Annotated in this window: 19 protein-coding genes, 1 tRNA gene and 1 pseudogene; 11 read left to right on the plus strand and 10 right to left on the minus strand. The window is 42.0% G+C overall.

What is annotated here, in order from left to right; genetic code table 11:
- Window positions 1-23: 23 nt before the first annotated feature.
- From rodA to deoC, 5 genes are all read left to right on the plus strand, one after another.
- Entirely contained in the window at window positions 24-1,289 is a 1,266-nt protein-coding gene (rodA, locus tag AAGA18_02565; protein ID MEM9444213.1) for a rod shape-determining protein RodA, read from the plus strand.
- Between the two features lie 30 nt (window positions 1,290-1,319).
- Window positions 1,320-2,900 (plus strand): Rne/Rng family ribonuclease, encoded by a 1,581-nt coding sequence (locus AAGA18_02570; GenBank protein MEM9444214.1) that lies wholly within the window; start codon window positions 1,320-1,322, stop codon window positions 2,898-2,900.
- 91 nt (window positions 2,901-2,991) lie between these two features.
- A tRNA-Pro gene (locus AAGA18_02575) sits at window positions 2,992-3,065 on the plus strand.
- Between the two features lie 178 nt (window positions 3,066-3,243).
- Window positions 3,244-4,317, plus strand: a complete 1,074-nt coding sequence (locus tag AAGA18_02580; GenBank protein MEM9444215.1) for a hypothetical protein — start codon at window positions 3,244-3,246, stop codon at window positions 4,315-4,317.
- A 3-nt stretch (window positions 4,318-4,320) separates the two neighbouring features.
- Window positions 4,321-4,980 carry a deoxyribose-phosphate aldolase gene (gene deoC / locus AAGA18_02585; protein MEM9444216.1) on the plus strand — a complete coding sequence of 220 codons (660 nt, stop codon included), beginning with the start codon at window positions 4,321-4,323 and terminating at the stop codon, window positions 4,978-4,980.
- Here deoC and AAGA18_02590 read toward each other — a convergent pair.
- Window positions 4,975-5,946 (minus strand): MJ1477/TM1410 family putative glycoside hydrolase, encoded by a 972-nt coding sequence (locus AAGA18_02590; GenBank protein ID MEM9444217.1) that lies wholly within the window; start codon window positions 5,944-5,946, stop codon window positions 4,975-4,977. The genes deoC and AAGA18_02590 overlap by 6 nt on opposite strands.
- Before the next feature lie 222 nt (window positions 5,947-6,168).
- Here AAGA18_02590 and fumC point away from each other — a divergent pair, with 222 nt between their 5' ends.
- Window positions 6,169-7,560 (plus strand): class II fumarate hydratase, encoded by a 1,392-nt coding sequence (gene fumC / locus AAGA18_02595; protein MEM9444218.1) that lies wholly within the window; start codon window positions 6,169-6,171, stop codon window positions 7,558-7,560.
- A gap of 98 nt (window positions 7,561-7,658) precedes the next feature.
- The gene (locus tag AAGA18_02600) at window positions 7,659-8,063 is read left to right on the plus strand and encodes a hypothetical protein (GenBank protein ID MEM9444219.1); all 405 of its coding nucleotides are present in this window, start codon (window positions 7,659-7,661) and stop codon (window positions 8,061-8,063) included.
- On the opposite strand, the gene AAGA18_02605 is transcribed toward AAGA18_02600, so the two are convergent.
- Complete coding sequence (locus tag AAGA18_02605; GenBank protein ID MEM9444220.1) at window positions 8,060-10,441, minus strand: NAD(P)-binding domain-containing protein; 2,382 nt, start codon at window positions 10,439-10,441, stop codon at window positions 8,060-8,062. The two genes, AAGA18_02600 and AAGA18_02605, sit on opposite strands and share 4 nt — an antisense overlap.
- Before the next feature lie 188 nt (window positions 10,442-10,629).
- Here AAGA18_02605 and AAGA18_02610 point away from each other — a divergent pair, with 188 nt between their 5' ends.
- Window positions 10,630-10,821, plus strand: a complete 192-nt coding sequence (locus AAGA18_02610; protein ID MEM9444221.1) for a DUF2934 domain-containing protein — start codon at window positions 10,630-10,632, stop codon at window positions 10,819-10,821.
- Between the two features lie 97 nt (window positions 10,822-10,918).
- On the opposite strand, the gene AAGA18_02615 is transcribed toward AAGA18_02610, so the two are convergent.
- Entirely contained in the window at window positions 10,919-12,667 is a 1,749-nt protein-coding gene (locus AAGA18_02615) for an ABC transporter ATP-binding protein (protein ID MEM9444222.1), read from the minus strand.
- A gap of 430 nt (window positions 12,668-13,097) precedes the next feature.
- Between AAGA18_02615 and AAGA18_02620 the strand changes: the two genes are divergently transcribed.
- Entirely contained in the window at window positions 13,098-15,884 is a 2,787-nt protein-coding gene (locus AAGA18_02620) for a bifunctional aconitate hydratase 2/2-methylisocitrate dehydratase (protein MEM9444223.1), read from the plus strand.
- A gap of 271 nt (window positions 15,885-16,155) precedes the next feature.
- Here AAGA18_02620 and AAGA18_02625 read toward each other — a convergent pair whose 3' ends face one another.
- The 7 genes and pseudogenes from AAGA18_02625 to AAGA18_02655 form a co-directional block, all read right to left on the minus strand.
- Window positions 16,156-16,695: a hypothetical protein gene (locus AAGA18_02625; protein ID MEM9444224.1), complete on the minus strand. Its 540-nt coding sequence runs from the start codon at window positions 16,693-16,695 to the stop codon at window positions 16,156-16,158.
- 96 nt (window positions 16,696-16,791) lie between these two features.
- Window positions 16,792-17,256 carry a DUF393 domain-containing protein gene (locus AAGA18_02630; GenBank protein ID MEM9444225.1) on the minus strand — a complete coding sequence of 155 codons (465 nt, stop codon included), beginning with the start codon at window positions 17,254-17,256 and terminating at the stop codon, window positions 16,792-16,794.
- A gap of 3 nt (window positions 17,257-17,259) precedes the next feature.
- A pseudogene (locus AAGA18_02635) lies at window positions 17,260-17,655 on the minus strand (hypothetical protein).
- 60 nt (window positions 17,656-17,715) lie between these two features.
- Window positions 17,716-18,225 (minus strand): transcriptional regulator, encoded by a 510-nt coding sequence (locus AAGA18_02640; protein MEM9444226.1) that lies wholly within the window; start codon window positions 18,223-18,225, stop codon window positions 17,716-17,718.
- 107 nt (window positions 18,226-18,332) lie between these two features.
- The gene (locus AAGA18_02645) at window positions 18,333-18,629 is read right to left on the minus strand and encodes a hypothetical protein (GenBank protein MEM9444227.1); all 297 of its coding nucleotides are present in this window, start codon (window positions 18,627-18,629) and stop codon (window positions 18,333-18,335) included.
- Between the two features lie 267 nt (window positions 18,630-18,896).
- A complete protein-coding gene (locus AAGA18_02650) occupies window positions 18,897-19,640 on the minus strand; it encodes a hypothetical protein (protein MEM9444228.1) in 744 nt (247 codons plus the stop codon).
- Entirely contained in the window at window positions 19,630-20,184 is a 555-nt protein-coding gene (locus tag AAGA18_02655; protein ID MEM9444229.1) for an RNA polymerase sigma factor, read from the minus strand. The genes AAGA18_02650 and AAGA18_02655 overlap by 11 nt, the downstream gene beginning before the upstream one ends.
- Before the next feature lie 132 nt (window positions 20,185-20,316).
- Between AAGA18_02655 and AAGA18_02660 the strand changes: the two genes are divergently transcribed.
- A complete protein-coding gene (locus AAGA18_02660; GenBank protein ID MEM9444230.1) occupies window positions 20,317-21,906 on the plus strand; it encodes a fused response regulator/phosphatase in 1,590 nt (529 codons plus the stop codon).
- Window positions 21,903-22,235, plus strand: coding sequence for an STAS domain-containing protein (locus AAGA18_02665; protein ID MEM9444231.1), 333 nt, complete (start codon window positions 21,903-21,905; stop codon window positions 22,233-22,235). The genes AAGA18_02660 and AAGA18_02665 overlap by 4 nt, the downstream gene beginning before the upstream one ends.
- The last annotated feature ends 39 nt before the right edge of the window (window positions 22,236-22,274 follow it).

The raw sequence follows: 22,274 nt of genomic DNA on the forward strand, positions 1-22,274 counted from the left end.
TCCTTCTAAAGAGTCCAATTCTCATGAATTTAACTGTAGGACAAAAATTACTCCGTTTTCACTGGATAGCTATGTTGCTCATGCTGAGCCTTAGTATCTCTGGCATCTTTTTCATTTATAGTGCCACCCATCTCAGTGAGATGGGCTTACAACATTCAGCCCGCCAACAAGTAATATGGCTTTGCATAGGTCTGGCAGCCTTTTTCACGCTTTCCCTTCTCGACTATGAGTATTTAGTCCAAAATGGAGCTTTCATTTTTATAGGTGCTGTTAGTGTATTGATATTTGTGCTTGCGTTTGGGACAGAGATAAAAGGAGCAAAAAGCTGGATAAGGTTTGGTGGTTTTAGCATCCAACCCGCAGAGTTCAGCAAAGTTGCTTATGTCATAGGAATGACATGGTTTATGCTCAAAATGCAAGATCGCATCAAGGACTTACTCACACTCGTTATTCTCTTGGCAATATCCATTATACCAGTTGGATTAATCCTTGCTCAACCCGACTTTGGTTCCGCTTCTGTTTACGGTCCCATCACTTATGTTATGATGGTGGTCGCCGGTATACGCAAACGATATCTTTTTCTTCCTATTCTCGCTATCTTTGCAGGCATCACCTTTGCTTACTTTAGCATCTACAAGGCAGAATGGAAAGGCACTGTCCAAGACATCCCTCGCGCCACTGTAGATGGAATTATTGAAGCAGCACCTCTTATTTCTCTCGAGGAAATTAATAATCAACAGGATACCACGCAAGAACAGGTAGATGATGAAGACAAAGTCATTACTTTACTCAAACCTTATCAAGTCAATAGGATCCGCACCTTTTTTGAACCAGAGTTAGATCCATTAGGTGCTGGATGGACGATTCGCCAGTCCCTAATTGCTGTCGGATCTGGTGGATGGCAAGGTAAAGGTTATCTTAAAGGAGACCAGAATATCTACGGATTTCTACCTCAAGACATTGCCTATAATGATTTTATCTTTGCTGTTGTCGCAGAGGAATTTGGATTTTTTGGCGGAACTGGCATCATCGTTGGGCTAGCCCTTTTGATGTTGTGCATTGCGCAAGTCGCATCTCGCGCTAAGAATTATGGAGGCTGCCTCCTAGCTGCCGGAATCGGCGGAATGTTTTTTGCACATTATCTAGTCAACATTGGCATGACCATCAAGGTCGTCCCAATTACTGGAATACCTCTACCTCTTTTGAGCTATGGAGGAACCTTCTTAGTCACTTGCCTGGCTGGCTTAGGCATCGTGCAAAGCGTTTGGATACATAGAAGAGATTATTGATATGTTTTAAAATGAAAGGATAAAAAAGGTATGATCCTCAAAAAGATACAGAACTTTCTAGGGTTCAATAAAGCTTCAGGAAAAGAAATTGTTATTAATGTAGAGCCTCTAGAGCGGCGGGTAGCCGTTCTAGAGAATAAAGTGCTCGAGGATTTTTCTATCGAGCGAGATAGTGATCGTAGTATTTCGGGAAACATTTATAAAGGTCGGGTCCATAATATTGAGCCAGCTCTCAAAGCTCTATTTGTGGACCTGAACCTGGAGAAAAATGCTTTTTTGCATTACTGGGACGCCATGCCTGCAGCATTGGACTCAGGAGTAGAGAAAGTAGAGCGCGCTGGTCACAAGTCACGCCGCAAAAAAATCACACCAGATGATATTCCTAACCTGTATCCACCAGGCTCAGATATTATTGTACAAGTAACCAAAGGACCTATCGGACAAAAAGGAGCTCGCATAACCACCAACATCTCTTTAGCAGGACGATACCTCGTGCTTATGCCCTTTTCTGATCAGAGTGGAATATCCAGAAAAATTAACGACCCCAACGAACGTCAACGTCTACGCAAAATTCTTAGCAATCTCACAATACCCGATGGAATGGCAGTCATTATACGGACTGTTGGAGAAGGAGCGAAAACAAGATATTTCGTGCGTGACCTTGCTCTCTTGATTGAGCAATGGCGTGAAATAGAAGAGCGACTCAAAACAGAGAAAGCTCCTAGCTTATTACTTGCAGAGCCAGGAATTATTGGACGCACGGTCCGAGATTTTCTTACTGCTGACGTAGATCGAATCACTGTTGACGATATTGACACTGCTGAACGTATCAAGAAAAACATAAGTCGTATCTCTAAAAGATCAGAAAAAAAGGTCCACCTCTATTCTGGCGCAGTTCCTCTATTTGAATCTCTTCAAATCAACCGACAAATTGACAATGCTTTCCGAAGAATTGTTTGGTTAAAATCTGGCGCTTATATCGTTATCGATGAAACAGAGGCCTTAGTAGCGATAGATGTTAACACAGGACGTAACAAGAGCAGCACAAACCATGACAACACCATACTCAATACAAATATGGAAGCAGCTGAGGAAATCTCTAGGCAATTACGCCTAAGAAATATTGGAGGGCTTATCGTTATTGATTTCATAGACATGAAACATCGCAAAGACCAACACGCCGTGGTCAATTATCTAAAAGATTTCGTTCGTAAAGATAGAGCTAAAACCCACGTATTGCCGATATCTCAACTAGGGCTCGTTGAAATGACACGGCAAAGATTGCAGGAAAGCATCAGCCAGTCTGTTTACATGGAGTGCCCATCATGCAAAGGCAAGGGTATGGTTAAAACACCTGAAACAATTAGCGTAGAGCTGCAGAGGGACATTGGTCGTGTTTTCAGCAAAAACAAAGATATTCATGAACTCCGTATTTTAGTGCATCCAGAGATAATGAACCGCTTACGTAAGGAAGACCAAGAGCTGCTCGTTGATTTGGAGCGTAAGTATGAAAGTAGATTAGCATTCCGAACTGATAACAAAGTATTTATCGAAGAATACAAGATCATTAATGGCCACACCGAAGAGGAAATTGATATCAGCCATGCATAGCGTTCTATGTCATGTGGCATCATAAATTGAAAAAGATTTGCTTCGATTAGCTCGAATCTATAGCCTTACCAATTCGCTTATTAATGATTAGCGGGCTGTAGCACAGCTTGGTAGTGCGCTTGAATGGGGTTCAAGAGGTCGTGGGTTCGAATCCCGCCAGCCCGAGTTGATCTGCAAGCTGAAATTATTAGTATGTGCGAAATGCAAAACTGCATAGAATCAAAGCGCACAGGTCTCAGCACTACCCCCCTGATATCTAACTTCTGCATTGGCAACCTACTTTATCTGCTATATGCCTATATATAAGCGGGGTTAAAAACAACTGGCTAATATAAGTATTTTTATGCGCGCACTTGTAACGGGAATGGTTGCTGGAATGGATGACCTGGAGTATATCCAGAAGATCGTCAAACTTGGCAAACAAAATGACCAAGAAATTAAAGTCTTTAATGCAGTTGACCATTTTACAAAAAATGGAGACAAGCCACTCACGAGACTCTTAGGGACTACCGATTACGTTTTCGAACTCACACGCGAAAGAGAATACGAGCGCATAGGCTTTGAAATACAGCGCCATCAATATGAAAATCTGATTGTACGAGCTCCTGCTACCATCGAATGGAATCGTATTAATAGGAAACTCAAAGATCAGAAATATATTCAAGAATTCATCAGACCCGAGTGTATTGTCACGCTAATTGATGCCGAGTGGAAAATCAAAATGAAGCTAGATAGTGTCCCTGCAGATGAAGACTGTGAAACATTCTTTGGAGCACTCAAAGCGCGCAATCATACACTCTATGAAATCCTAGCATGGATGAATGAGGAAGTTAGTCTTTCTGAAGATTGGGCCAAACATATGGGTATTCCTCACTATGTGATTGCCGTAGGTGAGCCTCCTGAATGTCTATACAAGCTAGTCACTGACCCCAACCCATGGGTAGTCTATACAAGTTATTCTATGACCTACGCCACGCCACAAATGCGAGAGGAAGTTGACCAAATTATTGACCAGCTTCGCCAATATGCAGTAATTATCGACCCCAAGACAGTGGAGATTGGAGATGTATACAAAAGCGAAACTGCAGCAAACCGAGAAGCTATCTATGCTTACACTGTGCATAGAGACTTACATTGGTATGTCGGAAAAGTAGATGCTATTGTGGCCATACATCCCTACCCAGAAAGACCTCCTCTATCTGCTGGCATGATGGATGAGCTCGGACATGCGCGCGACTATATGAAAGCTAGGTATATGATATTTCCTAAAGGTTTCAGTCCGTTTACTACAGACAGCTACATTGAGAAAGGCCACCTATTCGAGACTTCGAAGGAATTCTTCAATTACCTCGATACTGTAGAACATCGTGAAAAATATACTGGAGACTTCAAACTACAAGGGGATCTTAACCTTTAGGAACTGAGCATGAATTTAGCTCCATACATCGACCATACCTTGCTTAAACCAGAAGTAACATTTTCTGATATTCAGAAACTTTGTGAAGAAGCAAAGAGATTTCAATTTCACGCTATCTGTATTAACCCTTACTGGATATCTTCTGCTGCTCCGATATTACAAGGCACCGAAATTAAAATCTGTACTGTGGTAGGCTTTCCTCTGGGAGCTTCTTTACCTACCTCTAAAGCAGCCGCTACCAAACACTCTATTGAGCAAGGTGCGGACGAGATTGACATGGTCATGAATATTGGCGCTGCAATCGAAGGACATTGGAATTTTGTGGAACATGAAATCCATGAAGTTGTTTCAATTGCAGCACTCCAAGGTATGAATAAAACAGTCAAAGTGATCCTTGAGACATGCCTTCTCAGCTTAGAGCAAATTGCTAGAGCATGTGAAACGGCAAAGCGTGCAGGCGCTCACTTTGTCAAAACGTCTACAGGCTTTAACAAACATGGGGCTACCCTTGAGCACGTGAAGCTTATGCGAAAAACGGTTGGCGCTGATATGGGAGTAAAAGCCTCAGGTGGAATCAAAGATGAAAAAACAGCTTGGAGTATGATTGAGGCAGGAGCTTCACGCATAGGCACCTCATCTGGCCCGGCAATTATCTCCCTATAAATCAAAGGCGACTCCCATAGAGCCCAGTCGCTTTTTAGTGAGCAGCAAGTAGAAACCTTTTTGAGCAGCTTGCTCTTCAGCAAAAATCTTGAGCTCATCTTTCTTAGTGTACTCGACCAGGTAAACTGGCTTATCCATCTCACTTAACTTGTTAATATAAGACAACCTATACTGAACATCATCACGAGGCTTTGGTCCAGAGCTTGCTGTGTAAAGTGACTCTATTCCTATACCATCCACAGTTTCACGGTAAGACTTATCGTCCAAAAGTTGACTGCCATTCTGAGGTATGATTAAAAAGCCTTCACGCTGACCCCTTGCTTCCTGAGCTATTAAAGTAATCCAGTCTATCATATCCTTGCGATAAGTCTGCTGAGTTTCAGGGTTTAATTTATGTTCCAACCACCCTTGCCCCTCACCCTCGTATTCAAAGTATTGAAAGCCATCTACTATATCTAGGTATACACCATCAAAGCTCTGTTCTAAAATCTTATTTAGAATATTGAGCATGATGGCCTGCCAATTTTTATCCCAATAAGCCACCTTGTAGTTTCCCTTCCAATTTGGATTCTCATCCTTTAGAAATAAGGGGGCTCCCTGATCGGGTTTACCATCATTATCAGCGTCCCATGATTTGTCCCAATAAGACCGGTAGACTTCTGCTTCTCCAATGGAGAAATAGGCAACAATTTTACGGCCTAGCATTTTGGAACGCATGTAATCTAGCTCCTCCTTTTTTAAAGCTTCAGAATCATTGCCGTTGAAAGTCCTTTCTAAAACCACAAACTCTCTATCTGAATTCGCTATTTGATCCAAAAAAGCCTTCCTACTATCAGATAGTCGGTCGGGTTGTAAAACATAAGCCATCTTGCCCCAACCTGGCTCACAAGCATTCAGACGAACGAAAAGGACCACCCAAGCAACCACAAATATCAACAATTGCCGTAAGAAACCGTTTTTAAGCATCCAATAAGAAGTCGGATAAACTTAGCAAATGTTGAAGAAATCCTTTTTACACACAAAGATGAAAACGTAGTCAGAAAACCAATCATAATTGAGATAATTGTAAATGATATTATCTCAATTAATACAACCCTTTTGCCCCTCCTCTAAACTGAGATAAAAAATACAGAATCGGCATGTAGCGTTTGACAAGGCAGGAGCTTTGCTAAAAAATCCATCGTTATTATGGAAACTAGAACCGAAAAAGACACGATGGGAGCTCTGGAAGTTCCTATAGACAAGTACTGGGGCGCCCAAACACAACGATCCATCTTAAACTTTCCTATCGGACCGTCGGGATCCATGCCTATCGAAATCATTCATGCTTTTGGTTATCTAAAAAAAGCTGCAGCTCTTACAAATAAAGATTTAGGTGTCCTTTCTACTGACAAAGCTGAAGCCATTGTCAAAGCTTGTGATGAAGTTATAGCAGGGCAGTTAGACGAACATTTCCCACTTGTCATATGGCAAACCGGCTCCGGAACTCAATCTAACATGAATTGTAACGAAGTCGTGGCAAACCGCTGCCATGTCTTAGAGGGCAAGAAATTGGGAGAAGGAGAGAGAACGATTCATCCAAATGATGATGTAAATAAGTCTCAATCTTCCAATGACACATTCCCGACAGCCATGCACATTGCGGCTTATAAAAAATTAATAGAGCACACCATCCCCAAAGTAGAATGCTTGTCAAAAACACTTGCAGAAAAATCTGAGCAAATGATGTCTGTAGTCAAAATAGGGCGGACTCACTGGATGGACGCTACACCTCTAACTCTTGGCCAAGAGTTTTCAGGCTATGTAGCTCAGTTACAGTATGGCCTAAAAACCTTAAATCACAGCCTCGCCCATTTGTCTGAATTGGCCTTAGGTGGAACTGCTGTAGGCACTGGACTTAATGCCCCAAAAGGATATGCCGACAAAGTTTCCTTGAAAATAGCCGAACTGACAGGATATCCATTTATCAGTGCCCCAAATAAATTCGAATCACTAGCAGCCCATGACGCCATAGTCGAGTCTCATGCTGCTCTTAAGCAACTCGCTGTCAGCCTCATGAAGATAGTTAACGACATAAGACTTTTAGCTTCTGGTCCACGTTCAGGCATAGGCGAAATAATTATCCCGGCTAATGAACCAGGCTCCTCAATTATGCCCGGCAAAGTCAACCCAACTCAAGTAGAGGCGCTATCGATGGTTTGCACCCAAGTGATGGGCAACGATACGACAATATCTATTGCGGGCTCAAATGGGCACTTCGAGTTAAATGTCTATAAACCGGTGATGATTCAAGCCTTTTTGCAATCTGCTACATTGCTAGGAGATGCCTGCCAAGCCTTCAACGATAACTGCGCTATTGGCATTGAGCCGAATCACAGCCGAATCGAAGAGCATTTGAACAATTCTCTGATGTTAGTCACAGCACTAAACCCACATATAGGATATGACAACGCTGCTTCAATCGCCAAAAAAGCACATGCAGAGAACAAAACTCTAAAAGAGGCGGCTTTAGAGCTAGGTTTATTAACTGAGCAAGAATTTAAGGAATGGGTAGTTCCAGGCAAAATGACAGGTCTATAACACATTCTACCAGCAACTAATCGAAATAGAGTAGTCTTCTCGCAGAGATAGCGTTTTTGCGCATTCGCTTTTATGCAAAATTAACCTTTTTTACTAAAGTGAATAAATTATGTCCCGATGTTTATTTAATCATGTTCTTCTTACACTGTCGACGTGCCGAAGAATCCGAAGGCAGAGCTCCATTCCCAATGGTTATCACGACGCCAAATGGTACCGCAGCACTATCCTTTGAATCTGACGCATTATGCCAGATTTACCTCGATCTAGCAGGTATTAGCACGGGTTGGGACTGCATAGATGCACTTGAGCTTGTAGACCATAATCCTGCAGTTATTAAGAATATCCAAATGCGCTTGCACTTATCTGACATATCAACTGTATGTCTTTTGCGTAGCGACCCCAAAAACTTTCCCTACCAGCAGTTTATGGCATCGGCTTGGAGCGATGACTTCATAAGAGAAGCCAATGCTCATGCAACAATGCCACAAATCTTGATCAGCTAAAGGGACGCTGACCGCTTTTTCTTCTCTGCCATTTGAACCAAAGAGGCTGGTAAAGTGTCCAAGACAATATTTCCATCTGCTTTTTGTCGACCAAAGGAAAGGACTCCCGTTGGGCAGCCTTGGACACAGGCAGAACAACGAACACACTCAGGATCCTCCATAGGAATACCCTTGTTGGCAAAATTCATTATATCGATACCTTGGTGACAGACCGAAGTGCAGACATTACATGAAATACACTTGCTCTTGTCAGGGAAAATTCGGAACTGGCTAAAGCGGGCGTAAATATGCATGAGTGCAGCCAATGGACAAGCAAAGCGGCACCATACCCTTCCACTGAAATGAAAGTATAGGCCAAATCCTATTATTCCAGCCCACAAAAGATCTACAAACCAGACATAACCCCAAGGCATAGCAGTCCCCCCGCCGCTACCATATAGCCCAAACTTATAGATAGATTCGAAAAATGATCCTGGGAAAAACCAGCCCATAATCCTCACCAAAAGGATCGCAAAAGCAGCCCACAGAAAAACTTGACCTACCATATTAAGTTTATTCCAAAAAGGCCCATGAGGCATCTTGTGGCGATGAGCGTCTCCAAGGGTTTCCGCCATACCGCCACAAGAGCATATCCAGCTACAATAAGCTCCCTTGCCCCATTTCCATATGATCAGAGGGATAATGACAAATGTCTGGACAAAGCTTAGCGCTAACCAACCCCACATAGGTTGGTCTGTGAATACATTCCAAAAGAATAGAGGCCAAGCTAAAATGAGCCCAAAAGCTCTCCAATACTCTCTTCCACTACCATAGTTCACTATTGGGAAAAACTCATCGGCAAACCATTTCCCAAAGCCTGCATCGAACAACCCGTTAAATCCCATCCAAGGTAGCACCAAATAGGGCAGCAAAAAGAGCGGCACAAACTGAACTGTCCAGAGAGTTATTGTCTGAACCTTAACATAGGGTGTCTTCCTACGCAGAATTCTTCTAACTCCAAAGATACACATCACCGCACAATAAAGCAGTGAATAGTAGAAACCTGGATCACCTACAGTGAATTTTAGTGTTCCCAAAACAGTGGATGGGTCTGCAAATGAGCCTCCGAGACTTTCCCAAATTTTATCCAAACCGAATGGGAATACACCCAATTCTGAAAACTTTTCATTAATTGGCAACCAGGTTCCACCCTTCTTCCACTGATAAACAAAAGTGAAAGCGCATAAAACTGAAACTAAGCTTATCCACCAGAGCTTAGTCCGCTCCCCAGTAATATTTACGCCGCATTTCCGAAAAAAACCAAGAGGGGCCTCCCGCCCAATCATTGAAAAAACAGCATCGTTTTCATAAGTCTCAATTGATCCATCTTCTAATTCAAGCTCAACCTGACCCTCTGAAATGGACTTTAATTTACTAGCCATCAATAGCTTAACTGATCCTGCGGGCTTGTCGCCTCGCATCTTTGAATTTGCCGCTGTAGTGACTCGCTCAGATGTTGGTTCCTCTACTGCTACTTCTGCCTCAGGGTCGGCTGCTAACATTTTGAGTTTTTCAATATTATCTGGCTTGGGACGAGCAAATTCCTTTTTCCTATAGCTCACCATTACTTTCGAACCACAGGCCCCAAGTGCAATTGCTGTTTCCAGGGCTGAGTCACCTCCACCAACTACCAATATACTTTTACCGCAAAAGTCCTTAGGATCATGAAGGCGATTATATACTTTATCCAGATTCTCCCCCGGAACATCTAGTTTTCTAAAATTTCCACTTCTCCCAATTGCTACCACCACCCGCTTAGCTTTGATCATTTCTTCGCTCTTGCCTGCAAGATGAAGATTTAGTTCTTTCCCCTTGCGCTTTACGCGATCAATACGTGCCTCTGTGAGCTTTACCCCTGCATCTTTACGTTGTCTTTCGAGCTCGTCTATAAGTGCTTCCTTAACTCCTGCCGAAACCTGCAAATCGCCCTCCGGGGTCATGTCCGTTGGATAGGTGTAGATAGGTTTACCTTTGGGAAAATTTGCGATGGTTGAAAAGGGCTCAGCTGCCTCAAAGATCTTGTAATGTAAGCCAGCTTTTTGAGCTTCAACAGCAGCTGACATCCCAGAAACTCCAGCACCAATAATAGCCACATCCAGGACGCCATTGCGCTCGCCTTCGGGGGTCTTCTGGAAATCAGGCTCAGTCAAGATAGCCCGAATTGCCTTAGCTCCTGTATCTAAAGAAAATTTTAATAAGGGAATACCGGTCAAATCACCAACTACTCTGATCCCTGGAACATTCGTCGTCCCGTCTTCTCTTACTTCTGGCAGCTTCTCGACTCTTCCCGCAGGCCATCTCCCATGTAACCAATGGTAATATCTCTCTAACACCTTCATACCTTTTCTACCCTTCTGCTAACTTCTTTATTCTGTTTCTAACCTCTGAATCCTACAGGCAGGCTCGTCACGCACCACTTCAAATAAGATCGTCTTGGGACCTTAAAATTCCAAGTAATTTTGCCTTTTTTAAGACAGCCATAACTTCCATCTAAAGTATCAGCTAGAAATGTCGACCAATTTTTCTTATGGGAAAATCATTAAGCGAAAGAGCATATCAAATCTACCTCAATGAAGGCTGCCCAGAAGGCCGCCATTTGGAGCATTGGCTTCAAGCTGAAAAAGAGCTAAGTGGAAATGGAACTGCAAGAAAGAACAAGAAAACAAGTGCTTCCAGCGCCACCAAGCCACGCAAAACTCGAAGCAAGGCAAAAGCTTAGTTTCTATTAGAGTTTTTGTTAACTCATTAGCAAAGCGTTAAAACCAGAGTGGTCTAGGCTAAGGAGAGTTGCCAATATTGTGCTGTCTCTTAGTTACCTAATACTGTGTCATCCGGTTGAGATAACTACCAGTCTTACTGCTCATTTCATTAAAAGTATCAACCTCAGCTATTCTTCCATGATCTAGAATAACTAGTCGATCCGCACCTTGCACAGTTCTTAAGCGATGAGCCACAGTTACTGTCGTTCTATTCTTCGCCAAACGATCCATAGCATCTTGCACTAATTTCTCATTTTCATAATCCAGCGCACTTGTTGCTTCATCGAGAATTAAAATACGAGGATCTCTCAATAAGGCTCTAGCTATGGCTATCCGCTGTCTTTGTCCCCCAGACAAGCTTATTCCTCTCTCACCCACCTTAGAATCAAACCCGCTGGGCAACCGCTCAATAAACTCTCTAGCGTGGGCCGCTTCAGCAGCTCGAATCACTTCCGCCTCTGTAGCATCAGGCTTACCAAAAGAGATATTTTCAAAAATAGATCCAGATAACAAGAGACTGTCTTGCATTACAATGGCGCATTGCCGACGGAATGCTTGCATATCAATTTCTTCCTGCTCAATCCCATCGATCAATAGTTTTCCAGAAGTTGGGGCATATAGCCCAAGTAATAGATTTACCATGGAGCTCTTTCCAGAGCCACTTGGCCCTATCAATGCAATATGTTCTCCCTCAGAGATCCCTAAATTTATCTCATCTAGCGCAGTTAGGCCCTTTGCCTCATACTTCAGCGAAACATTATCGTAGACGACTTTCCCTTTAACAGGGGAGAAAAGTCGTTTTCCCCGCCACTTCTCAACATATCCTTTTTGCATGAGCTCTCTAATGCTTAGATATGCCTCCCTACCTAAATAATACTGAGTGCTGAATTGGGTAAATATATTCACAGGCATTAGAATAACTGGCAACGCTCCAACCAATGCCATCAGAGCCCCCAGCGTTAATTGATCCCACAACACCATCACCGCTCCAAATGTTACAGCCAGAATGTTGATAGCCGTTGTCATACTAAAGATGGAATAGCCCATTGTGCCGTTGAGGGTCATTTCCTCTTGGCGCGTGTTACTAAAGTTGCCACTCAATAAATTAAGTTCCTGGCGAACCTTGGATTCCTGGCCATAACCACGGATCAGTTTGATAGCAGAGATCAACTCACTCGCTCTCCCTGTAAGTCGCTCTCGAGCAACCCGAACTTTATGGTTCACATGACGCAAAGGTTTGAAGTAAAAGACTCGAAAATAGATAAAGAGCAAAAGAGCAATAAAGGAAAACAATAACAGCCAAGGGTCCACCCAAGCTAAGGCCACTAATAGAGCTGCCCCTCTTATCATTTCCGGAATCAGCATCGCAATAAGCTGTATAACAGTCACTTCAACCGAATTAGTGTCATAAGCGTATTTGGAGAGTAATTTCCCGGTTTGCGTCCTATCTAAAAACCCAAAATGCATCACCTGAAGCCTTTGAAAAATATAAGCCCTCATGCGCCGAATAAGCAGTTGCATCCTGGGTGTAATATTAGCAACTGCTATCCTCATACTGATGACATGAATAAGCAGCAAAAATAGTGAGACCCCCGTATAATAAAGAATCCCTGACAAGCTCTTTTCCGGTAATGATTCGTCCACAATAGTTTGAACAATAATGGGCAAAGGGACTATCACAAAAACGCTCAAAATCCTCCAAAACATAAAGGGGCCTAATAGCTTTCGCTGGTTCCATGTAAAATTTAGTAAATCAGGAGGCTCAAAAAAGTGATTGGACGGCACTCTCTCCTTTTCTATCTCCATGGTTCAGTTTGATCATGAAAACTGGTTCTGCCAATCCTCCAGTAAAATTTATTTACTTTTAAACCACAAGAGACCGAGAGTGGGTGAAGTCGATCGAATTATATTCCCTCTTGGAGGCTCTATGTTTCTTGGCGACAACATCTTGTACTGATCTTCAAGTATCTATTTCCTCTTCTGCTTTTAAAAAGCTTCTTGATTAAAAGCTTATTAGCATCACCACAGAAATTTCATACAGATTTGCTGGAATACTGCCAAACACTACAATCCCAAACCACCCTACCAAAGAGTCGGAAACCCTTCTCAAGCAAAACTTGCGTAAATGCATAATATTAGTAAAATTAATTCGTTTTGATAAAATTTTGTATCAACTATAAGTTCCATGCTGCACCTCATTGTAAATTGATTTAGTATGTAACTTCATCAGATCTTTATGAACTTATACAAAGAATATTTAAAAGAAATTGAAGAACGAAAAGGTCAGGGTCTGAATCCTAAACCTATCGATGATGGAGCACTTGTCAGTGAGCTAATCTCACAAATCAAAGACATTAAGAACGAACATCGAGAAGCATCCCTAAAATTTTTTATTTACAATACCTTACCTGGAACAACGAGTGCCGCAGGAGAGAAGGCAAAGTTTTTAAAAGAGATTATCCTTGGTGACTGTGCTATTGAAGAAATTACCTCTCCATTTGCCTTTGAATTACTCTCTCATATGAAAGGCGGCCCATCTATTGAGGTGCTCATTGATTTAGCATTGGGCGACAATCTACAAATTGCCCAAAATGCCGCTGAGGTTCTCAAAACACAGGTATTTCTATATGAGGCAGATACAGACCGTCTCAAAACAGCGTATAGCAATGGCCATAAAATCGCTCAAGATATTCTAGAAAGCTACGCTCGGGCAGACTTTTTCACCAAACTCCCTGATGTCGAAGACAAAATTAAAGTAGTGACTTACATCGCTGCCGAGGGAGATATTTCCACTGACTTACTTTCACCCGGAAATCAAGCACATTCCCGCTCAGATAGGGAATTGCATGGGAAATGCATGATCTCTGAGGCTGCCCAACTAGAGATCCAGACCCTGCAAAAACGACACCCAGATGCACGAGTCATGTTGATCGCTGAAAAGGGAACTATGGGAGTCGGTTCATCTCGCATGTCTGGTGTAAATAATGTTGCTTTATGGACGGGAAAACAAGCAAGTCCTTACATTCCATTTGTGAACATTGCTCCAATTGTCGCTGGAACCAATGGTATTTCACCCATCTTTTTAACAACCGTCGGAGTCACTGGCGGGATCGGTATTGATTTGAAAAATTGGGCAAAAAAATTAGACACTGACGGCACCCCAATCTTAGATGATGATGACAGCCCAATTCTTGAACAAAAATATTCTGTTGAAACGGGCACTGTTCTCACCATCAACACTAAAGAAAAGAAGCTTTATAAGCAGGAAAAAGAGCTGGTTGATATTTCTTCCGCTTTAACCCCACAAAAGCTTGAGTTCATTAAGGCCGGTGGCTCTTATGCTATCGTTTTTGGCAAAAAACTACAGAACTTCGCAGCCGCTACTCTTGGAATAGCATTGCCCCCCGTATTTGCTCCTTCTAAAGAAGTTTTTCACGAAGGACAAGGCCTGACTGCTGTAGAGAAAATTTTCAATACGAATGTTGTTGGAGTTCCCGAAGGCACAGTTTTACATGCAGGCTCTGATGTTAGGGTAAAAGTAAATATCGTTGGTTCGCAAGATACGACAGGTTTGATGACCTCTCAAGAATTAGAGGCTATGGCTGCTACTGTTATTTCGCCAACAGTTGATGGAGCGTACCAATCTGGATGCCATACCGCATCGGTATGGGATTTAAAAGCACAGAAGAACATACCCAAACTCATGAAATTTATGAATAAATTTGGGTTAATCACTGCTAGAGACCCAAAGGATGTTTACCATCCTATGACGGATGTTATCCATAAAGTTTTAAATGACTTAACAGTTGATGACTGGGCTATAATCATTGGGGGAGACTCTCATACAAGAATGTCCAAGGGGGTTGCGTTCGGCGCAGACTCGGGAACCGTTGCACTTGCTTTAGCTACTGGTGAGGCCTCTATGCCAATTCCAGAGGCTGTCAAAGTAACCTTTAAAGGAAAGATGGAGCCACATATGGATTTCCGTGACGTTGTACATGCGACACAAGCTCAAATGTTAAAGCAATTTGGCGATAACGTATTCCAGGGAAGAGTGATCGAGGTTCATATAGGCACCCTGCTAGCAGATCAAGCCTTCACTTTTACAGACTGGACCGCTGAAATGAAAGCAAAAGCATCCATCTGTATCTCTCAAGATGAAACCCTTATTCAGTCTTTAGAGATCGCCAAGAGCCGAATTCAAGTCATGGTTGATAAAGGCATGGATAACCAAGCTCAAACCCTAAAGGGATTGATCGAAAAAGCAGATAGGAGAATTACAGAAATTAAGTCGGGTGAGAAACCAGCTCTGCAACCCGATGAAAACGCCAAATATTTCGCCGAAGTCGTCGTGGATCTCAATGAAATCAATGAGCCAATGATCGCGGATCCAGATGTACATAATGATGATATCTCCAAACGGTACACCCACGATACCATCAGACCGGTTTCTTATTATAAAGGTGAGAAAAAAGTAGATTTAGGTTTTGTTGGCTCCTGCATGGTGCACAAAGGGGATCTTAAAATTGTTGCCCAAATGCTCAAAAATATTGAGGAGCAAAATGAGAAAGTTGAGTTTAAAGCACCCTTAGTTGTTACCGCACCCACTTACAACATCATTGATGAATTAAAAGAAGAAGGCGATTGGGAAATATTACAAAAATACTCCGGGTTTGAATTTAATGACAACAGCCCTAAAGATTCTGCCCGTGTGGAGTATGACAATATTCTCTATCTTGAAAGACCGGGTTGTAATTTGTGTATGGGCAATCAGGAAAAAGCCGAAAAAGGAGATACTGTACTAGCAACCTCTACACGCCTCTTTCAAGGCAGGGTTGTTGAGGACTCTGACTCCAAGAAAGGTGAATCATTATTAGCATCAACTCCTGTGGTAGTTCTCTCTGCAATCCTGGGCCGAACGCCTAATATTAATGAGTATAAAGATGCAGTAAAAGGAATTAGCCTCACCAAATTTTCACCGCCACGCGCAAAGCCAGCAGATACGTTATCGGCTCATTATTGATTTGTAATTCCGAAGATTATTCAAGGGTTACAGATATTTTTCTACTATCCCCAAATGACATCATCGTGGTTGGACCCGAATGATGTCATGGAGACTTAAAGACTGCGCAAGATCTTGACCTCATGAAGCATAGAGTCGCATAAGGTGCCACCTCGAGCAGGTTCTATGTTCCATTCCGAAATGCAAAAGAATGACAAGTATTTATCTCCTCTAAAACTTATCTTTTTCATTAGACTCGAGTTCTTTTGAAGTCCTTACAGTAATAACCCGCTTAGTTGATAGGGAGAACATCTTCTAAATCTACGTCATTTCTACTATGACTAATACCCCATGAAAAAAACCTTTCAAACAAAGGCAACCATTTTTCATTCCTAGTCAGATCAAGGAAATAGTCTTCATGCTCTTTTTCTTTTACCCCCATTTCATAGAGCAATTGATCGTGTTTGTGAATGCCTAGTGTATTAAAGTATTTCATCATGACAAAATACTCACAAACATTCCCACTCTCTAACCGACCTGCGAAAAAATAAGGCATAAACCGCCCGATGATGTAACAACTCAAACCGATCAATGTTCCAATTAAGTAATATTTTATTTCAAAATATTTAGACACAGGTATCTCATACTCATCCATTATTTCCAAAAGAGCCTTTCGGTGATTCCATTCGTCTTGCTCGATTTGTCTAACAGCTTTAATTTCTTGAAGGTCTTTCAGTGATCCTGCATGGCCTACATATGCAAATGCTGCAGCCCTCTCAGCAGAATAGCCTAACCGCAGAGACTTCGTTAATGCTTGGTGATCTATTTTCATCTTACTTTTTTGACAGAATCAAGAGGGTCGAAGGGGGGGCAGATACCCATCTTCTTTGATCTGTATTCTGCCCTCTATGTTTGTGGTTTAACATTCTTAACATTTTCCATCCATCTGACATAAACAGAATGGACGCATTTCTATCTCATCGTTCACCAATTTTTGTGCCTCTCGACGAAAAGCCTCTCCTGACTTAAGCCCAAGTAAATTTGATATTTTGTGACGGTTTTTAGAAATCAGCTGGCATATGCTGCGCGCCAATGGACGGAGGCCTGGGTCAGCAAGTTTAAGGGCTAGCCCCCGATATTCCTTGAGAGCGCACAGACAAATAACCCAGGCGTCCGCACCTTGATAAATCCCTCCATGGTCATCAATGACAATAAGTTGCTCCATCGGCCGATACTCTCTTACACCAGGAAACAATGTGTCTACTTTAGGAGATTGCAGCGCCAAAAACCGCAGATGAAAATAGGACGGTTGCTCACTCAACCATAGTCGGCAGCCACGACACATACCACAGCTTGCATCAAAGAGCACAGTCAGGTTACTGATTCGATTCATAGCTTAGCCTCCATTGTAATTATGGGCTGTTGCCGGAAAAGGTAGTGGAACTTTTTTTAGGATAGTGTTTTTTCTTATACGAGAAAAGACAAACAAGTTAAAGAAATGCATAACACCTAGGACCACCAGCACAATTCCTATTTTATAACTCAAGGTCTCCAGGCCAGTTTGCAGGTTAACCACTTCTGTACCCTCTTTTAAAAATAAAGATACAAAACCAATATTGATAAGGTAGAAACCAAGCACTAAAAGGTGATTCACTGAGTCTGTTAACTCTACATTCCCATTGAAGGCTTCTACCAAGAATATACGACCATTCTTATACAGGGTGTATGCTACCCATATAGTCAGCGTTACACTTATGACAAGATAAGCGAGGTAGGTCCATACGATTACTGTTATGCCAATTTTCCTTTTTTTAATATTTTCAGTAATAAATGAAAGCATTGTCTATCAAATTTATTTCATAAGTTTCATGGCCATCTGGATCATTTTGTTCTGCTCCGACTTGGCGATGGAGTCCATAGTTCCTCCAGCAAGTGCTACAAACTCTGCGAGTGCTTTGATTTGTTTATGAAATGCTACTGCCTCATTGCTTTTCATGCTCTTTGTTTTTTCTTGGCAATTTTTAAGCACTTCCATAGCAGGCTCTATCTCGCGCCGCTTACGCTCCCTAACAATCATACAAAACATACGCCATACATCCTTCTCAGCTTCAAAAAATTCTTTGCGTTCACCTTTACGTATCACGCTTTTGATCAACCCCCAGCCAACCAGCTCCCTTAAATTACTATGGGCATTACCTCGGCTTATCTTCAAATCCTCCATGATTTCATCGGTGCTCATGGCTCTTGGGGTTACCATAAGTAGCGCATGTATTTGCGCCATAGTGCGATTGATGCCCCAAGCATTACCCATCGCCCCCCATTGGGTAATGAAATCATCCTTTGCTATGTTTAAATCATTCATTTTATCTTTTTCTATATTTTCTTAATTTTCAGTATTATCTGAAAATTAAGAAAATACAAGCTCTACTTTATGAGATGCGGAGAATAGAATTCTAGTGCATGGGGACTCTAGTACTTTTTCACAAACTTGGTACCAGCTTGAGGACGTTTCTTTTTATGAGATTCCCAGCGAATTTTTCCAAAATTGTCTAAGAACTCTGGACCCATATTCCTAGGACCGCTCCCTTTGCCATTTTTAATTTCTGATGAGCCCGTAGTTTTAGGCTTGGATTTAGGTTTCTTCTCATCCTTTTTTGTGTCTGAGGACTTAGTTTTGGAGTCAGTTGACTTAGCCTCTGCCTTATGAGGGTCTGCGGTTTTTGCAGATTTTCCGGAATCTTTTGAAGTCTTTTTCTCTTTGCTCATTTTTTTAATATAAGTTCCCTACGAATCCTCAATATTGCTTCATACGAGGCCCTTTTAATGCCCAATGAATCAAATTGAAATTTATTAATAGCCGAACCGGCCAAGCGAAAACATCCACTTCTGTTTAACTCTAAATAACTGCTGCTGTGAGCCTTTCGACAAAAGAAGGGATGTATACCACTCATTTACTATCTCCAAGATTTATCAAAAGTACGGTAGGGCGATTTAATCCAAGTTCAAGGCCAGATTAATTAGACTACCTTGACATTAGAAAAAATCAGCTAGAGACGTGTCCGGTTGGTCCCTCAAAAGAAGGTATGTCATTCCATTATTCTGCCAACTGGCTGACTTCCAGCCTTCAAATTGGGCAAATAATGGTTCAGACTTTATATTCTGATCCTGCCAGGCCTCTTGCTCTATAGCAAATAAATGCAAAGGTTTTCCTTGGTGAGGCTGGAAGCAAATCAGAGAAACTCGCCTGCCATTCCAGTGAAACCCCTTACAACCTAAACTGGCAAGTCCTCTAAGCCCCCTGGGCAATTGCTCAAAAGTTGGCCAGCCTCCTTTTTCTAAATAATTCTTTAATTCCTGGTAACTACTTGCTTGGAAGTCTAATCCGGGCATGGGCTCTAAGATACCTGCAGAATAATTAGCAAATGAATCGAAATTGAGGGAATCTACCTGACTTTGAGAATACACCCAATATAGCAGCCCAGAAATGGAGAGCACCAAAGCAGCGGCAATCGCCCAAGTCTCTTTTAACCAATTTGACGGAGCAGGCTTGATTACCTTATGAGCTGTAAGCAATGAGTCCCTGAGATCCGTTGGCGGCGTTATCTCCTCCATCTTCTCGGAGATCAATAGATCTACCGACCGCATCTGCTCAAACCACTGAGAGAGATCTGGATCCCGTTTAGCTAGTTCAAGTGCTTCAGAGAAAATAGGATCTAGCGCGTCCTGCCCATCTGAACGGTACATGGCTAGAATAAGCTTGGCTTCCTTAAGATCCATACCCCTCCCTTTTTGGTTTTTGCTGAAGTGAAATGATCTTGTTTGCTTTTGTGCTAGTGACTTTATTCATAGCGTCTCGTAGTTTTTGTTTGCCTCTAGATAACCTAGACATAATCGTTCCAACAGGTACCTCCAGTATCTCAGCTATATCTTGATAAGAATGTTGTTGTAAATAGAACAAGCTAATGGGCGCTCGATAGATCTCTTCTAATTCAGAGAGTGCCTGGAGGACTAATTTAGAGTCAATCGCCTTCACAACTGAGGACTCAATCGCAACCTCATCGTAATGAGCTTCTGTCAGTTCCTCCTGGGGATAGCGCTTTATTTTGCGCTGCCTTCCAATAAACTCCCTGTAGAGTGTTGTAAAAAGCCAAGTTTTCACCTTTGATTTATCACGCAATTGGTGTCCCTTAGCCGCCCACAACGAAAAAGTTTGCTGAACTAGATCACTAGCATCATCCTGATTGCGAGATAGGCTAATGCCAAAACGGAACAGAGGCTGGTAAAACTGGTCCACTAAGTGCTGAAAATCAATATCAGTCATTTCTTATCGGTATGAGTTGGATTTTATGCACTTATTCCAGGAAGAATCAAATAAAGTATAAGCTTCTCGCATATTCATCCGAGATGTCAATTGGGAGCTATCTTATCAAGATAGCCAGCCAACCGCTATATGATGAGCGAGATCGACACGCAAGGACTGGCAGAAAAACCCCGCAGGATACTTTTGGTAGATAACGAGGCTTGTAGCCTTGAATATCTCAAGGCCTGCCTAAAGAAAGTCGATTGCGCCTATGACACAGCATGTAATAATCGCGAGGCTAAAGATATTATTAGCCGCGCTAGTGCTTCTAGCTTTCATTGCATCATTACCAATTGTGACATAGCTGAGGAAAACACTATTGAACTCATCGAATGGATAAAAAATGTTGATGAGACATTATCTACGGTAATTATTGCGGATCCTAGAGAAAAAGAATTTGGCACAGACACATTACGCAAAGGAGCTTCTGATTATCTCGAAAAGCCCGTGCCGCCCAAGCTCATTGCCGAAGTCGTCAACCGCCTATGCAATCTTACGAAACAGCAGCGATCCTTCAGAGTCTCACACTTTGCGGTCTCCGAACTAGCTAATTTACAGTCAAATTTTTGCCAATCGAAGAAGATTCCCGGCACAAAAGGACTCGATCTCTTTTATTTGCCTAAGCATGAATTGGGAGGTGATTTCTTAGATATCGTTCCTATTTCACCTACTTGTTATGCAATAACTTGCGCCGATGTCTCAGGCCACGATCTCAAAGCTGCCTACATTTCATCTTACTTTCAAGGGATGGCGCGTGGAATGTTACAAAAAGGCGCAGCTCTCCATGAAGTCATAGAAAGTATTAACCACATCCTACTCAAAGAATGGAATAGTTTGGAGACTTCACAAAAAGGGTGTGTCAATTTTTCTCTAGCTGCTGCATTTACACTCATAGATACTGAGACTGGCTCAGCAGAAATTTATAATTGCGGGTTCCCTGCCCCTATACTGGTAGATAAAGATGGTGTTACCTATTTTTGGGAGGATGGCTCTCAACCTTTAGGATGGTTTGAAGAAGGAATTTTCAGCCACAGCTCGTATTTACTAAAGGATATCAACTATATTATTATGCATACAGACGGTCACAGTGACCTTGCAGATAGTCTAGACATTCATCCCATGAGCCTTGCATACTGGTTGCTCAATCTAGAAACAAAACAAGAACACTACGAAATAACGAGCTTAGCTACTGACGACATCCTACTTGCAAATGTTAATTTAAATAAAAATGAAGAGGGTTTTTTCCCCATCTTTCAGCAAAAGCTTACACAACTGGATATCCCACGGATCGATACCGTGCAGAGTGAATGGGAGCGTTCTCTTATCTTTGCCTTGCCCCAAGAAGAGATTGAACCCCGCATGAATGATATACTCCTTTGCTGTAGGGAAATCACGCTTAACGCATTGAAACATGGTTGTACGGATGCCGAAGGCAGCTTCTGTGATGTCACTTTTTCTTATCAAAAAGCTAGTAACATATTATCTGCCTGGATTGATGATCATGGTCCTGGATTTGAGTTTAATAAACAGGAGGTACTTGCCGAAATGGGAACTATGTTAATACAAAAATCACATATTAGCCTAGGTCTCATTACAGTCAGCGGCCTTTCTGACGATATACAAAATATTAGAAATGGTTCATGCACACGCATGAATTTTAAACTAGGACACACAAATTTATGATAACCCATACACTTAACGCCAGCAGTCAAGAGTTGGTTCTTACATTTCCAGGAGATTTGCTTAGCACAAATGCTAATGAGCTCAATGATGAAATCACCAGTCTTTGCAAAAATGGCGAATCATCTTCTAAATGGAACACCCTGACATTAGATCTTAAAAATGCTAGAATGATCGACTCTATAGGGTTGAACTTGCTGGTCTGCTTAGTCAAAGACATCAAAGAGAAAAAAGGCCAACTAAAGGCTCTGATTACAAGCCGAACTATCTATCGGACATTTTTAGCAACAAGGCTAGATAGGTCTATCGAAGTCGTTTTTAACGAGCGTTAATAACAAAGTGTTTGATTAAATATTTAAAAACATTTTTTA

The sequence above is a fragment of the Verrucomicrobiota bacterium genome (genome assembly GCA_039192515.1).
In the GTDB taxonomy this organism is placed as follows: Bacteria; Verrucomicrobiota; Verrucomicrobiia; order Methylacidiphilales; family JBCCWR01; genus JBCCWR01.